Origin of the sequence: Lentzea kentuckyensis (assembly GCF_002150765.1) — a bacterium.
Classification (GTDB): Bacteria; Actinomycetota; Actinomycetes; order Mycobacteriales; family Pseudonocardiaceae; genus Lentzea; species Lentzea kentuckyensis.
This window is the reverse complement of record NZ_MUYM01000003.1, coordinates 154,399-168,048: the sequence shown is the minus strand read 5'-3', so window position 1 is coordinate 168,048 and position 13,650 is coordinate 154,399. Positions and strand designations below refer to the sequence as shown.

8 protein-coding genes are annotated in these 13,650 nt (G+C 67.5%); 4 read left to right on the top strand and 4 right to left on the bottom strand.

The annotated features are described in order from the left end of the window. Window positions 1-459: 459 nt before the first annotated feature. Window positions 460-3,990, bottom strand: coding sequence for an FkbM family methyltransferase (locus B0F77_RS02470; protein ID WP_086661094.1), 3,531 nt, complete (start codon window positions 3,988-3,990; stop codon window positions 460-462). 19 nt (window positions 3,991-4,009) lie between these two features. Then, complete coding sequence (gene glnA / locus B0F77_RS02465; RefSeq protein WP_086661093.1) at window positions 4,010-5,353, bottom strand: type I glutamate--ammonia ligase; 1,344 nt, start codon at window positions 5,351-5,353, stop codon at window positions 4,010-4,012. Between the two features lie 41 nt (window positions 5,354-5,394). On the opposite strand from glnA, the gene B0F77_RS02460 reads away from it, so the two are divergent. Together B0F77_RS02460 and B0F77_RS02455 are read left to right on the top strand one after the other, a co-directional pair. After that, window positions 5,395-6,030 carry an LppX_LprAFG lipoprotein gene (locus tag B0F77_RS02460; protein WP_086661092.1) on the top strand — a complete coding sequence of 212 codons (636 nt, stop codon included), beginning with the start codon at window positions 5,395-5,397 and terminating at the stop codon, window positions 6,028-6,030. After that, window positions 6,030-7,559: an MFS transporter gene (locus B0F77_RS02455; RefSeq protein WP_086661091.1), complete on the top strand. Its 1,530-nt coding sequence runs from the start codon at window positions 6,030-6,032 to the stop codon at window positions 7,557-7,559. The genes B0F77_RS02460 and B0F77_RS02455 overlap by 1 nt, the downstream gene beginning before the upstream one ends. Here the strand turns inward: B0F77_RS02455 and B0F77_RS02450 are convergent. After that, window positions 7,514-8,995, bottom strand: a complete 1,482-nt coding sequence (locus B0F77_RS02450) for an alpha/beta hydrolase (RefSeq protein ID WP_245847778.1) — start codon at window positions 8,993-8,995, stop codon at window positions 7,514-7,516. The genes B0F77_RS02455 and B0F77_RS02450 overlap by 46 nt on opposite strands. Before the next feature lie 41 nt (window positions 8,996-9,036). After that, window positions 9,037-10,599 (bottom strand): alpha/beta hydrolase, encoded by a 1,563-nt coding sequence (locus tag B0F77_RS02445; RefSeq protein WP_086661089.1) that lies wholly within the window; start codon window positions 10,597-10,599, stop codon window positions 9,037-9,039. Between the two features lie 29 nt (window positions 10,600-10,628). Between B0F77_RS02445 and B0F77_RS02440 the strand changes: the two genes are divergently transcribed. Further along, window positions 10,629-12,341 carry an NAD+ synthase gene (locus tag B0F77_RS02440; protein WP_086661088.1) on the top strand — a complete coding sequence of 571 codons (1,713 nt, stop codon included), beginning with the start codon at window positions 10,629-10,631 and terminating at the stop codon, window positions 12,339-12,341. A gap of 42 nt (window positions 12,342-12,383) precedes the next feature. Further along, entirely contained in the window at window positions 12,384-13,649 is a 1,266-nt protein-coding gene (locus tag B0F77_RS02435; protein WP_158102571.1) for a sensor histidine kinase, read from the top strand. Window position 13,650: the final 1 nt, after the last annotated feature.

Sequence of the window (13,650 nt, the reverse complement as noted above, 5' to 3'; positions counted from 1 at the left end):
TATGTCTGGCATCAATCTATCTACTCAAAGGAATTACCTCGACGAGGAGGTAATTCATATATTACTGGCTGTGTTTCGGCACGCTGTTGAGTTCTCAAAGAACACGCGCTCACCGGTTCCAGTCTCCGTTTCCGGAGGCTTTCTCTCGGGGCTTGTGTTGAAAGCTTAGCCAGTTCGTTTTCGCTTTGTCAAATCAGCCGGTTTTGTCGAACACTGTGGCTTCTTCGCGGCGCAAACTCGCTTCGCATTCAGTTTTTGCTTGGTTCAGAAGTTATCTGAGTGGCTTTCCCGGTGTCAAATCGGGGTCATTTTCAGATCCCGGACAGCACGTTAGGCCGCTTATTTACTTCTGGGGGTTTGACGCCGTGAGACTTTACCCGGCCCGATCCGCGGTGTCAACCGCTCGTTCCGGGGTCTCGCTTGCGACTTGGAGAAAGTTACTGATGGGGAGGATCAAAGTCAAATCGCCTGGTCAGCGGGTTGCTTGATCGGCACGGACGGAGACGGAGCAGCCGGCTTGGCCCCAACCGGACGCGGCCGGAGCCACAAGGTGATGGAACGAAGTCCCTCCATCGCCTTCACGATCTGGTCCGCCGAGGCCGCCTGACCGGTCGCCAACGGCACCAGGTCGTAGCCCCAGACGCCGAACTCCTTGAGGACCGTCACCGGATCGTCACCGAAGTCCGCCGTCGCGGTCGCCGAGAACTCGAGGAACACCTGTGGCCTGTCGCGACGCAACAGCCGGACGAGGCCGGCCAGCGCGCGGTGCCCACGTCCAGGCGTGTCCACCCGCACGACGGAAAGCTTCATGCCCTGCACCAAGGAGATCTCTTCGAGCTCCTTGTCCAGGCGCACCGACTTCACCCGTGCGACATCGTCAGCGGCATCCGCGGCCAGCGGCGACACCGACACACCACCGGTCAACGTCGGTGCGACGGCCAGTTCACCGGCGCTCTCCCACGCCGCACCCTCGATCACGGTCAGACGGGCGGCAACAGCAGCAGGCAGGTTCGCCGAGACGTTGTGCCTCAACAGTGCCGCGGCGGAAGCATCCGGTTCGACGGCGACGACCGCACCCATCAGGCCGAGCCGCGACAACACCCTGATCGAGTGATACCCGACGTACGCGCCGACATCGAGGAAGATCCCGTCCGGCTCCAGCACCGAGTCGAGCTGTGCCGCGAGGTCTGGCTCCCACACGCCGTTGGACGACAACAGCGGAAGCATGAACGCGTCGTCTGAAGGCAGCCGCATCATGCCCGCGTCGCACAACACCAACGACGAACGCACCTCAGGCGCGTCACCCGAAGCCTCGTGCTGACGCACCACCACGCGCCGCAACGCGTCCGCGGTCTGTTGCGCGTGAGAGGCGGCACGGATAGCGGAGTCCAACCGCGAGTCGCGCTCGCGGAACACCTCGACGACCTTGGACTCCAACGTGTCGATGCGGTCCAACGTCCGATCGAGCGCCACGGTCAGTTTGTCGATCCGCTCGGCCAGGACGTCCGTCGCCTTCGCGCGCTTGGTCGCCTCACCGATGACCGCGTCCTCGATGTCCCGCAGCCTGCGTCCCTGACCGGCCATGTCCGCGCGCACGCGCACGACCCCGTCGTCGACGCCGACCAGCTGGTCACCGAAGTGCGACTGTCGTTCCGCGACCTGCTCGACCTCGGCGCGCAGCAGTTCCAGTTCGCCGGCGCCGACCCCGGCCTTCAGCGCGTCCTGCCGGTTGACCAGCTCGGACACCGTGCGCTCGACCCCGTCGATCAGGGTGTGCAGCACCTGGCGCATGTGGTTGTCGTAGTGGTCCAACGCGCGCAACACGACCTTGCGCAACGCGGGGGCCATCGGCGTCCGATGAGGGCCGTCCACGTTGGGCTGACGTAGTAACGCGTGCTTGGCCGACTGCAGCGCGAGCATCGGGTCGACCTCGGGCTTCGGCTTCGGCCGGCGGGCCCGCCATCCCCGGTACGAATGCTCGACGCGTTCGCGAAGGATCTCGCTCACGCGCGTGACCGACCGCACCGACAACACGTGCTCACGTCCCGCGGCACCCAAAGCAGCCGCGGTGGGCAGGTCGTCGGCCAACGAGCGCAGCAGCTTCGCGGCCGCCTGCACGTCCGGTTCGGCACCCTGGTGACACGGCACGAGAACAGCCGTCTTGCCGAACAGCTCCGCAACGGCACCGTGGTCGGACGCCACCACGGGCACGCCGCGCACGGCCAGCGTGGCCAGGCGCAACGCGATCCGGTCGTCCGCCCCACCGCGGTGCAGCGACACCACGGCGTCGGCCGTCAGGCACACGTCCTCGTCCTCGACCAACGAGATCCGCTGGTCAGAGGCCGTGGCCAGGCGCAGTCGCTCGGCGGCCTCCGGGTGTTCGAACGCGCCGGACACCGCGATCCGCAGTTCGACGTCCGAACGGTCCGGGAACGCGCTCAAGAACGCCGACACCGCACCCAGCACGTTGCCGGGCCGGTCGAGAGAGTGGTCCGCGATCGCCGCGAACACCACCACCTCGCCGGTCGAGTGCTCACGCGCGCCGACGTCGTGCACCGGCACGGGCACCACACGCACGATGGGCCCGCCGATGCGTTCGGCAGCGGCTCGCGACACGTCAGACGAGAGCCAAAGTTCGTTCACGCCCGTGCGGTCGTCCGCAGCAGTGGCGTCCAACGCCACCTCCGCGACGAACCGTCCAGCGGGCACCTCGTCCGCGGCGGAAGTCCGAACGACAACGGGATAACCAGCGGAAGTCGACACCGGCAGCCCGGACGCCCGCGCCGCGGCGAGCATCAGCTCCGCCAACGGCCCCGAGCCCACGACGGACACGCCGAGCTGGTCGAGCAGCGCCGGTCCCTCTTCCCGTGGCTGCGGCACGGCCGGTGCGGGCAACCGCCCGGAGGCCACGCCCACGCCGGCACACCACTCACGCCAGGCGTCGGCGTCCGCACCGAACGGCGCCGGGAACTGCTCCTGCAACGACGAGTCAGCACGCCACACCGCGTCGGCCCAGCGTGTGCCACCGTGCTCCGTCGGCTCGCACGCCCAGATGAGGAACCCACCACCACCGTCCTCACCGAACGCCGGCATGGGCGTCGGCGACGCGGCCCGGTAGTCGGCGCGCAGCTCGGACGGGATCTGCGTCCCGTCGACCAGGGAGTCGAAGCGGTACGGCACCGGCTGCACGCTCCAGCCGCATCGCACCAGCTCAGCGCGGTAGGCGGTGCACAGTTCGGCGACTTCGGCGTGCTCGGAGAGCAGCACGCGCGGCCGTTCCGCGAAATCGGCGGACAGCAGCCACGGCCGGCGTGGGTCGAACCCGCGGAAGTGCACGGTCAGCAGGTCCTGGCCGACAACGGCCAACGAGCCGGACTCGGTGCGGTGCAGCGGCCGGTCCGCGACGTTCCACACCGACAAACCGACCCGTGCGTCGCGCACGACGAAATGCGGCACGATCGCCGGCATGTCCAGCGAACCCAAATAGGGTTCGGCGCCCTCAGCGACCGCGATGAAACCGGGGTCGAACGCACCCAGTTCGTGCAGTTCAGCGGGGCCCGGCTGCAGTCCGTCGGACGGCAACGGCCGCAACGTGCGCGGCAGCAGCGCCACCGGTGCGTTGCGCAGCGCCTCCAGCACGAGCTTCGTGAGCGACCCGAAGACCTGGACCCACGGGTCGAGGTACAGCACGGGCATGCCCTGCGACAGCAATGCCTCGAGCAGCCGCGGCAGGATCGCGGCCTTCAGCGCGTCGGCGTCCAGCGAGGTCGCGAGCACGTGCAGCTCGACCTCGGACACGCCGATCTCCAGCGGTGTGATCAGCCCCGGTCCCGCGTGCTCCGGCTGCGCGTCGACGATCAGCGCGACGAACCGGCCCTCGGGGTGCTCGGCGAGGAAGGAGCTGGACAGGACCTTGACCGCGGGCAGTTCCGCCGCCGTGGCGACCGTGCACGCGCAGATCGTCGGCTGGAACTCGGGTACCTCTGTCACGGAGAGCAACGTATCGGCCTCACAGCACGGGAAGAAGAGTGCGCAACTCGTACGGAGTGACGCTTCGACGGTACGCGTCCCACTCCGTCCTCTTGTTGCGCAGGAAGAAGTCGTAGACGTGCTCGCCCAACGCCTCGGGGAGCAGCTCCGAGTTCTCCATCTCGGTGAGCGCCTCGCCGAGGTTCTGCGGCAGGTTCGCGTAGCCGGCGGCACGGCGTTCGCGGTCGGTCAGCGACCACACGTCGTCCTCGGCGGGCGGCGGCAGCTCGTAGCCCTTCTCGATGCCCTTGAGGCCGGCGGCCAGGATCACCGAGTAGGCGAGGTACGGGTTGCAGGCGGAGTCGACCGAGCGGACCTCGACCCGGCGCGACGACGACTTGCCCGGCGAGTACATCGGCACGCGGACCAATGCGGAGCGGTTCGCGTGACCCCAGCACACGGCCGTGGGGGCTTCACCGCCGACGATCAGCCTCTTGTACGAGTTGACCCACTGGTTGGTGACGCCGGAGATCTCACGCGCGTGCTTGAGAATGCCCGCGACGAACTGCTTGCCGATGTCGGAGAGCTGGTACGGGTCTTCCTCGTCGTAGAAGGCGTTGCGGTCGCCCTCGAACAGCGAGAAGTGCGTGTGCATGCCGGACCCCGGCTGTTCGGAGAACGGCTTGGGCATGAACGAGGCGCGCACGCCCTGCGTGATCGCGACCTCCTTCACCACGTAGCGGAACGTCATGACGTTGTCCGCCATGGTCAGCGCGTCGGCGTAGCGCAGGTCGATCTCCTGCTGACCGGGCGCGCCCTCGTGGTGGCTGAACTCGACGGAGATGCCCATCGCCTCCAGCGCCTCGATGGCGTGGCGGCGGAAGTGCGTGGCGGTCTCGTGCGAGGTCTGGTCGAAGAAGCCGCCGTTGTCCGCGGGGATGGGCTCGTTGCCGTCGCCGGGCAGGTCCTTGAGCAGGAAGAACTCGATCTCCGGGTGCACGTAGCAGGTGAACCCCGCCTCGCTGGCCTTCGACAGGGTCCTGCGCAGCACGTGCCGCGGGTCGGCCCACGACGGCGAGCCGTCGGGCATGGTGATGTCGCAGTACATGCGCGCCGAGTAGTTGCTGCCGTCCGGCGTCTGCCAAGGCAGCACCTGGAAGGTGGACGGGTCCGGCTTCGCGACCATGTCCGACTCGTAGACGCGGGCGAAGCCCTCGATCGCGGAGCCGTCGAACCCGATGCCCTCGCTGAAGGCGCCCTCGAGCTCGGCCGGCGCGACCGCCACGGACTTCAAGAAGCCCAGGACGTCGGTGAACCAGAGCCGGACGAACCGGATGTCGCGTTCCTCGAGCGTGCGGAGCACGAACTCCTGCTGGCGGTCCATAGGGCGCAGCTTAAGGGCTGGGGACTCTCTACGATCAACGCATGTCCGCCCGTTGGTTGTTGGTTTGCGCACTCGCCCTGCTCACGAGCTGCACGTCCGGTGGAGAACTCCCCGATGGTGCGACGTTGCTCTCGAAGTCTGCCGAGTCGATGCGCTCGGTCAAGACGGTCCACTTCACCATCAAGGTGGACGGTGAACTGCCGGACGTGCCGGTGAAGGAGGCCGACGGCGACCTCACCTCGGCCGGTGACTCCAAGGGCACCGCGAAGGTGACGTTCGGCGGGCAGCTGCTGTCCATCGAGTACGTGCTGACCGGCGGAAACCTGCACTTCAAGGGCCCGACGGGCGGCTTCACGAAGCTGCCGGCGGCGTTCGCCGGCCAGGTCTACGACCCGTCCGCGATCCTGAACCCGGAGAAGGGCGTGGCCAAGGTCCTGGCCAGCGCGAAGGACGCCAAGACCAAGTCGTCCGGTGACGTCTCCGTGGTCGAGGCGACCGTGCCGAAGGACGTCGCCGCGGGTCTGGTGCCCGGCATCTCCGCCGACGTGAAGAGCACGTTCTCCATCGACAAGGACAACAAGCTCAAGAGCGCGTTGTTCGAGCTGCCCGGTGGCCAGAAGGTCGACATCGGACTGACCGACTTCGACAAGCCCGTCACGGTGACGGCACCCGCGTAATGCGCAAAGTCGCTCTTGCCGCGTCCGGCGCGGCTGTCCTGCTGGGAGCGCTCGACGCGTACGTCGTCGTCGGCGTTCTCACGGACATGGTGCGCGACCTCGGCATCGCGGTGAACGACCTGGAACAGGCGACGCCGATCGTCACCGGCTACCTGCTCGGGTACGTCGCGGGCATGCCGTTGCTGGGTCAGCTGTCGGACCGGCTGGGACGCCGGTTCGTGCTGCAGGTGTCGCTGCTCGGGTTCCTGGTCGGCTCGGTGATCACGGCGCTGGCCGCGGATCCGCCGCTGCTCGTGACCGGACGTGTGGTGCAGGGCCTGGCCGGTGGCGCGTTGCTGCCGGTCACGATGGCCCTGGTCGCGGACCTGTGGGAAGAGCACAAGCGGTCGACCGCGCTCGGGACCGTCGGTGCCGCACAGGAGCTGGGGTCTGTCCTCGGCACTCTGTACGGCATCGGCGTTGCGTCGCTGTTCAACGCGTTGCCGTTGTTCGAGGCGTGGGAGCCGCAGAGCTGGCGTTGGGTGTTCTGGGTGAACGTGCCGTTGGCGGTCATCGCGATGGTGATCGTGCAACGGACCGTGCCGAACACACGGCGTGAGGTTCGCATCGACGTCGTGGGCGGGGTGTTGCTCGCCGTCGCGTTGTCGCTGCTGGTGGTCGGGCTGTACAACCCGAAGCCCGAGGAGTCCCTGCTGCCGTCGTGGGGCTGGCCGGTACTGGCGGCGGCCCTCGTGGTGTTGGCGGCCTTCTTCTGGTGGGAACGCCGTGCCGCGGTGCGGCTCATCGATCCAGAAGGTGTGCGGTGGCGGCCGTTCTGGGCCGTGCTCGGGGTGTCGTTCGCGGCCGGTGCGGCGTTGCTGGTGACGCTGGTCGACGTGGAGTTGTTCGCGCAGACCGTGTTGCGTCGTGACTCCGCTGCTGCTGCGACGTTGCTGACGCGATTTCTGATCGCACTGCCCGTGGGCGCTGTACTGGGTGGATTCCTGGCGTCGCGGTTCGGCGACCGCTGGGTGTCCTTCGGCGGGCTCGCGGTCGCGTCGGTGTCGTACGTGTTCATCGCGCAGTGGCCGGCTGACGTCTCCGGGTTCGTTCTCACGCGTGACCTGGCCATCGCCGGGTTCGGGCTGGGTCTGGTCATCGCGCCGCTGTCTGGTGCCGTGCTGCGTGTTGTGCCGTCAGTGCGGCACGGCGTGGCGTCGGCGTTCGTCGTCGTCGCACGCATGACGGGCATGCTCGTGGGCGTCGCGGCGTTGTCCGCCTGGGGACTCCACCGGTTGCGCGAGCTCACGGCAGGCCTGAACACGCCGCTGCCGTTCGGCGTCGAGAAAGCCGTCTACGAGCAGCAGCTCGCCGAGTACCAGCGCAGGCTCACCGAGGCGCTCCTCACCGAGTACCACGAGATCTTCCTGATCACGGCGGTGATTTGCGCGCTCGGTGCGCTGGGTTCGGTCCTCCTGCCCGGAAAGGGGCCGAACTCGACTCGTCAGCAGGCCGAATCGGTCTCCGGCAGTCTCAGGTCCACCAAGTAGTTCGTGCCCACGCCGTCCACACAGCCGTTGTTGGCCAGGAACGCCGTGTGCTGGTTTCCGTTGTACGTCAGCAACCGCGCACCAAGTGCCTGCGCGAGGTCCACGCCGGACTGGTAGGGCGTCGCCGGGTCACCGGTCGTCGAGATCACCAGCACCTGCGGCAGTCCGTTCACGTTCGGCGGATGCGGTTCCGACGTGTGCGGGGCAGGCCAGAACGCGCACGGGCCGAGCGCGGTCTCGTCGGTGGGGATCGTGTCGTTGCCCAGGAGTTCCAACAGCCTCCGACGGTTGGACTCCAGGGTGGCGCGGTCCTTGATCGGTGGCTCGTCGACGCAGCGGATGGCCACGAACGCGTCCTGGATGCGGCTGTAGGTGCCGTCCGGGGCGCGGCCGAGGTACTGGTCCGCGAGCTGCAGCAGGGTGGTGCCCTTGTTCTGCCGCAGTTCCTGCAGGCCCTTCAGCGCCGTCTCCCACAGCCGGTCCGAGTACATCGCCTGGATGAGGGCGGTGTTCGCGTCCGAGTGGGAGAGCTTGCGGTCGCCGACCTGCAGCGGTGCCTTCTTCAGCGGCTCGATCATCTGCCGGAACTTGGACTCGGCGGTGCTCGAGTCTCTCCCGATGGGACAGTCGCGCTGAGCGCACCAGCCCGCGAACCGCTGGAACGACTCCTCGAAGCCCTGCGCCTGACGTGCCGACGCGGCCACCTTGTCGCTGTTGACCTCCACCGCGCCGTCGAGCACCATCGCGCGCACGTTGCGCGGGAACATCTCGGCGTACAACGTGCCGATGCGCGTGCCGTAGGAGTAGCCGAGGTAGCTCAGCTTGTTCTCCCCCAACGCGCCCCGCAGCACGTCCACGTCCCGCACGACGTCACGGGTACCGACGTTGCGGAGCAGTTTGATGCCGCTGCGTTCCGTGCACTTCTCGACGAAGAACCTGTTCTCGGTCTCCACCGCGTTCGCCGTCTCACCCTTGGGGCGCAGGCGTTGCGCGTCGCGTTCCGCGTCGGTCAGGCACTGCACGCGAGGCTGGCTCGCGCCGACACCGCGCGGGTCGAAGCCCACCACGTCGAACCGCTTGCTGACCGGGTTGTTCGGCTGCATGTTCGCGACGTGCGCCATGCCCGAACCACCGGGACCGCCGGGGTTCACCACCAGGGCACCGACCCGTCGCCCTTGTTCGACGGCGGGCCGGCGTAACAGTCCGATCGAAATCGTCCCCGCGTCCGGGTTCTCGTAGTCGAGCGGGACCTGCAGACGCGCGCATTGGATGCCTTCGCGCTCGAACGAGGTCTTGCTCTTCGCATCAGTCGCGTACGGCTGGCACGCACCCCACGACAACGCCTGCTCGTAGAAGCGCGCCAGGCCCTTGCGCGCGGCGACGGGTGAGCCGTCGATGTGCGCGAAGGACGTGGACGTGCTGAGCAGAACGATCAAGGCGAACAATGCCGCAGTGACTCGGGATCGCCTCTTCGTCATTAGGCGCACCGGGTTCCGTCAGCGGGCAATGTCTGGTCGATCAGGTACTTCACGCCGGCGTCGTCCACGCACGCCACGCCCTGCAGGAAGACCGTGTGCTGGACGCCTTCGTACGTGAGCAGCCGCGAGTTGAGCGCTTTGGCCAGGTTCACACCGGCGTCGTACGGCGTCGCCGGGTCACCGGTCGTGGAGATGACCAGCAGCGGCGGGATGCCGTCGGCCTTGGGCGGGCCCGTGCGCGCGGTGACCGGGGCCGGCCAGAAGGCGCACGCGTCGAGCGTCGCGCCCGGAGGGTTGCCGTCGTCGAGGAACGGCGCCGCCTCCTTGTACTTCTTCGCGGCGTCCAACAGCGCGTTCTTGTCCGTCAGCCGTTGGTCGTCGACGCAGTGCACGGCGTTGAACGCATCCGTGATCGTCGAGTAGTTGCCCTGGTCATCACGGTCGAGGTACGCGTCGGCGAGGGTCATCAACACGCGGCCACGGCCGTTCTTCAGCTCCTTGAGGCCGTCCAGCAGCAGCGGCCACAACTGCTCCGAGTACAACGCCTGGATCGCGGCGGTGATCGCGTCGTTGTAGGAGAGCTTGCGGTCGCCGACGTTGACCGGCTTCTGGATCAACGGGGTGGTGAGCTGGCGGAAGCTCGCGTTGGCGTCGTCACCAAGCGGGCAGTCGCCCTTCTCACGGCACCACTTCACGAACTCGTCGAACGCCTTCTGGAAGCCGGCGGCCTGGGCGACCAGCGACGCGAGCTGGTCCTGGGTCGGGTCGACGGCACCGTCGAGGATGAGTGCGCGCACGTTCTGGGGGAAGGTCTCGGCGTACTCGGTGCCTATGCGGGTGCCGTACGAGTAGCCGACATAGCTCAGCTTCGCGTCGCCGAGCGCAGAGCGAAGGACATCCATGTCCTTAACTACGTCCCGCGTGCCCAAGTTGGCGAGCATTGATGCCCCGAATTTTGTACCGGCGGCACACTTCTCGGCATACGCCTTGTTCTCTTGCTCCGTTTGGGCCAGTCCGGCCGGACTCGTGTCGATGTCAAGGTCCAAACGATCGGCATCGCGCTCCGGTCCGGTCAGACATTTCACCGCCGGGTCGCTCGCGCCGATGCCCCGCGGGTCGAACCCGACAAGATCGAACCGCTTCCCGAGCTCGGTCTTGCGGTAGTCCGACACCATGCCCGCGGCCGCCGCCATGCCGGAGGCGCCGGGCCCGCCGGGGTTGATCAGCAACGAACCGATCCTCTGCCCGGTCGCCTTGTACCGCAGCACGCCGATGGTGATCGTGTCGCCGTCCGGCTTCGAGTAGTCGAGCGGAACCTGCAGCCGGGTGCACTCGACGTCGCGCTTGCTCCCGTACGCAGCCCGGCTCGACCCGGTGGTGGCGAACGGCGCGCAGTCCTGCCAGCCGAGCTGCTGGCCGTAGAACTTCTCCAGCCCCGCGGGGACTGTGCCGGCCGGTCCTGCCTTCTCGAGGGAGACGCCCGGCTTGGCCGCCCCCTCGATGATCGAGGTGCAGGACGCGACAAGGGGAATGACGAGCAACACGCTCAAGAGACGGACCACAGCCCGATGGTATGGGAGATGATGAGCGCATGCCGCAGCTTCGGATCGCGCTCGCCCAGGTCAACGCCACTGTCGGTGACCTTGAGGGCAACGCTTCGTTGGTCGTGGAGTGGACGCGCAAGGCCCGCGAAGGCGGCGCGCACCTCGTGGTGTTCCCCGAGATGGTGCTGACCGGCTACCCGGTCGAGGACCTGGCGATCCGCACGTCCTTCGCCCGCGCCTCCGCCTCAGCACTGGAAGCACTGGCTTCCACTTTGCACGAAGCCGGCCTCGGCGACATCGCGGCGTACGTCGGCTACCTGGAACACGACTCCGTGGGCCCGCGCAACGCGGCCGCAGTGCTGCACGGCGGGCGTGTCGTAGCGCGACAGAGCAAGCACCACCTCCCGAACTACGGCGTGTTCGACGAACGCCGGTACTTCAAGCCGGGCTCCTCCCTGGACATCGTGCGCATCAACGGCGTCGAGGTGGGCATGGTGATCTGCGAGGACCTGTGGCAGGACGGCGGCCCGATCACCGCCCTCGGTGACGCGGGCGTAGACCTCGTCGTCTCCCCCAACGCCTCCCCGTACGAGCGCAAAAAGGACGACCAACGCCTCCCCCTGGTAGTCCGCCGCGCCGCAGAAGCCGGCGCTCCGCTGGCCTACTGCAACCTGGTAGGCGGCCAGGACGAGCTGGTGTTCGACGGCGACTCACTGGTCGTGGGCCCCGACGGCCAACTGATCGGCCGCGCCCCACAGTTCGTAGAGCACCTGATGTTCGTGGACTTCGACCTGCCAGCTGACGGCTCCTACGAGCAGGGCCAGATCGGCGAGTTCTACGTGCGCCGAGTGTTCCTCTCCGACGCGATCCCCGCCTACGAACCGCTGCCAGCACCACGCGTCTTCGAGCCACTGTCCGACGAGGCAGAAGTCTGGCACGCCCTGGTGACCGGCCTCCGCGACTACGTGCACAAGAACGGCTTCCGCTCCGTCGTGCTCGGTCTGTCCGGCGGCATCGACTCGGCCGTAGTAGCCGCACTGGCCGTAGACGCCCTGGGCGCCGACTCGGTCTACGGCGTCTCAATGCCGTCCACCTACTCGTCCGAACACTCCCGTTCGGACGCCTCAGACATGGCCCAGCGCACCGGCCTGCACTTCACCACCGAGCCCATCGGCGACATGGTGTCGACCTACGTAGGCCAACTGTCGCTGACCGGCCTGGCCGAGGAGAACATCCAGGCCAGGTGCCGAGGCATGCTCCTGATGGCACTGTCCAACCAGCACGGCCACCTGGTCCTGGCGACCGGCAACAAGTCCGAACTGGCCGTCGGCTACTCAACGATCTACGGCGACGCGGTAGGCGGCTACGCCCCGATCAAGGACGTCCTGAAAACCCTGGTCTGGGACCTGGCCCGCTGGCGCAACGCCGAAGCCGAAAAGCGCGGCGAAACCCCACCGATCCCCGAGAACTCGATCAGCAAGCCCCCGTCGGCCGAACTGCGCCCCGGCCAGGTCGACACCGACTCGCTGCCGGACTACGAACTCCTCGACGACCTGCTGGACGACTACGTCGAGGGCGATCGCGGCTATGACGACCTACTCGCCGCCGGTTTCGAGCCAGACTTGGTGGACCGCGTGCTGCGGATGGTGGACAAGGCCGAGTACAAGCGCCGCCAGTACCCGCCGGGCACCAAAATCTCGAACAAGGCGTTCGGCCGCGACCGCCGCCTACCGATCACCAACGGCTGGCGCGAAGGCTAGGCCGAAGGCCAGCCAGCGAAGGCGAAGACGAGCAACCGGCGGGTGGCGCTGGACCCCTCCGAAGGAGTAGAGCCTGCTCCACCGCGCCCACCCACCCCACCAGCTACGTTTCCCACCATGAAACGGATCTGGGCAGCGCTGATCTACCTGGCGACCGGCCTGCTGACGGCAACAGCGTCATGGCTGGCCCTAGGTGTGCTGCTCCTATCCGTAGTAATCCTGCCGCTGCTGCCCATAACCACCCCGCCAATCCGCCAAATCATCGACGCAGACCGCCGCCGCCTGGCCAGCTTCACCGGCATGGACGTCCCACCGCCCAAACAGCTGGACGGCCCGTGGCTGCACCGAGCCCAGCAAATCCTGTCCGACCCGGACAGCCGCAGAGACGGAATCTGGCTGCTCACCCACGCCCTCTTCGGCACCGTGTTCGGAGCAATCGCCATCGGCGTCCCCGGCGCGCTGATCCAGCAGCCGTTCGTCCCCCTGATCTGGTGGGCCATCCCAGGCGGCTTCGAAAACTCGTTCGGCGTCCACGTCGACTCCTGGCCGAAAGCCCTGCTCAGCGTCCCGATCGCGATCGTCCTGACCCTGATCGTCAGCCAACTCCCGAACCTGGCGGCCCTGGACGCCAAGTGGGCACAAAAACTCCTGTCACCCCCCAAAGCATCACTGGAAAAACGCCTGGCCGAGGTCGTCGCCACCCGTGCAGCAGCCCTGCAAGCACACGGCGCGGAGTTGAGGCGGATCGAGCGGAACCTCCACGACGGCACCCAGAACAAGCTGGTAGGCGTGGTGATGATGCTCGGCATCGCCGAACGAACCCTCAAACAGAACCCCGACAACGCCCTGCAAGCCCTGCTCCGCGCCCAAGACGCGGCAGGGGACGCCCTCGAAGAACTGAGAAACGTCGTGCGCAGCATCCATCCGCCGGTGCTGGAAGATCTGGGACTGGACGGAGCGATCCAAGCGCTTGCGGCCAGGTGTCCGGTCCCCTGCGTCCTCGAAGCCGACCAGCTCGGACGGTTGCCGGCGGCGGTGGAGGCGGCGGCGTACTTCGCGGTGGCCGAGGCGCTCACGAACGTGGCCAAGCACAGCGGGGCCCGGCGCGCCATGGTCAGGCTGGGAACGGACGGGTCGAGGCTCACGGTCGTGGTCCACGACGACGGCAAGGGTGGCGCTGACGAGAAGCGGGGGACGGGGTTGGACGGCATTCGCGGCAGGGTGGCGGCGTTGGACGGCACCGCGGCCATCAGCAGTCCCGAGGGCGGCCCGACCGTGCTCACCGTCGTGCTACCAATGGGGAAGTGAC